Genomic DNA, 1,708 nt, shown 5'->3' with positions numbered 1-1,708 from the left:
TTGAAAGTCACATTGTTCTGAAAAAGGGCTTTCAGAAAGTTCAGGAAGGTGCTTTTGCCCGTGTTGCGTTCTTCCGACACCAACAGCAGGATAGGCAACTTCTGAATCGGTTGCAGGTAAAGCAGTTGTAGATAGTCCATCCCCAACTCGTATTGTTCCCCGAAGATGTGCTGTACCAAAGATTGGATATGCGATAAATCGCCCTCCTGCGGTCGGTGGTCTATCGGTTCGTAAAGGTTAAGGAACTTGCCGACCACGGAACGGTAGCCGATGTGTTCGGGTACGGTGCAGAAGCCGTCATACTTGGGAACGCTGCCGATGTAATCCTTGCCGTAATCCTGTCGCAGGGTCTCGTTGTTCCATGCGATGCGTTTCTTCACATACCCTCCGTTCAGTCTCGGTTGCTCCACAATCTTGTAGAGCGTTGTCCCGACACGGATAAATTCTTCCTTTGCCATGCCGCCATCCGATGGCGATCTGTGGCTGTCTTGTTGTTCGATAGCTGACATAATCAAATGGTTTTAAGTTTGAAAATTACCAGCTGCAAAAATATAATCAATTATCGGATAGGTTGTTATGCAAAACACGGCAGAATGGTGACAAATAGCCCCCGAAACAAAAACGTTCAATGGCTTGGGGCTGTGCAAACGGAAAAACTCCCGAAAAGCAAATGTCGGATTACGCTTTTCGGGAGAAAAAATCAGAGCGTCTGTCGTTCTGTCGTACTGACTTAATGAATTACTGACTTACCGAGTGAATAATGTCAGGCATTCAGCTACGAGAAGTATTCGGATTTGGATATACCGTTGGTATTCAGCGAGAAGAAGATGCTTGTTTTCTCTTTTCGCAGGTACAGTCTTTCAAGAACGGCATTGCGTACCCGTTCCGCTCCGAATGTGCCGATATGGAAAGCGAGGGTAACTATCGCTTCAAGGTTGTAAACCTCCATACAGCAATTATCGGATACCCGTATGCTTCGCCTTATCCCGTATTCCCTTAAAACTCCGCTCTTGCAAAGAGCCTTCAGCCCTGCACGGAATGTCGGGGCGGTTACTCCGAACAGGTCGCAAAGTTCCCATTCGCTCATGGCGGTTGCGCTAATGTCGGTCGGCAAGGTGATGTTGCCGTTGCCGTCCGTTGTGATGATGCTTCGTTTCATGGCTATGCTTGGTTATGGGGTTACACTTCCGAACGATGCGTTCAGCTTGTTGCCGAACATCGTCAGGTCATTGTCAAGTTTCTGCGTGGTTATCTTCGCATAGATTTGAGTCGTGACAATGTTCGTGTGTCCCAGAACACGGCTCACGCTTTCAATGGGCATCCCCTTGCTAAGAGCCAGTGTTCCAAACGTATGACGTGCGCAATGGTAGGAGATATGCTTCTCTATTCCGCATTCCGCCATTACCTTTTTCAGCTGTTTGCACATCGTCCAATAGTTGATTTTCCCGAAAACCAGCTTGTCTTCCGACAGATACTTGTACCGTTCGATTATCTGCAAGGGAATATCCAGCAACTTCACTTGGAACGGGACATTTGTCTTGTGCCGTTTCGACAATATCCATTTCTCACCGTTCACCTCCACTATTTCATCCGTTGTGAGTTCTTTCATATCCACGAAAGACAAGGCGGTGAAGCAGGCGAAAATGAACAGGTCTCGCACCAATGCGAGGGTGGGGTTGTCAAACTCGTGCGCCATGATTCTTTTGAT

Annotated in this window: 2 protein-coding genes and 1 pseudogene; all 3 read right to left on the bottom strand. The window is 47.7% G+C overall.

Annotated features, from left to right (window positions below; translation table 11 throughout):
* Positions 1–509, bottom strand: a pseudogene (locus H8S52_RS19620) (helicase); the annotation flags it as partial.
* Between the two features lie 266 nt (positions 510–775).
* Positions 776–1,159 carry a hypothetical protein gene (locus tag H8S52_RS19615; RefSeq protein ID WP_007760057.1) on the bottom strand — a complete coding sequence of 128 codons (384 nt, stop codon included), beginning with the start codon at positions 1,157–1,159 and terminating at the stop codon, positions 776–778.
* Positions 1,160–1,171: 12 nt separating this feature from the next.
* Positions 1,172–1,708 (bottom strand): site-specific integrase (locus H8S52_RS19610; protein WP_186910405.1); only part of this gene is annotated, 537 nt, incomplete at its 5' end.

This window comes from Bacteroides sp. NSJ-48, from assembly GCF_014287405.1.
In the GTDB taxonomy this organism is placed as follows: Bacteria; Bacteroidota; Bacteroidia; order Bacteroidales; family Bacteroidaceae; genus Bacteroides; species Bacteroides stercoris.
The sequence above is the reverse complement of the archived record's forward strand: the minus strand, read 5'-3'. Positions and strand labels throughout refer to the sequence as shown.

Coding starts and splice junctions, on each gene's coding strand:
- H8S52_RS19615 (WP_007760057.1), bottom strand. CDS start 1,159: ATGAAACGAAGCATCATCACAACGGACGGCAACGGCAACATCACCTTG.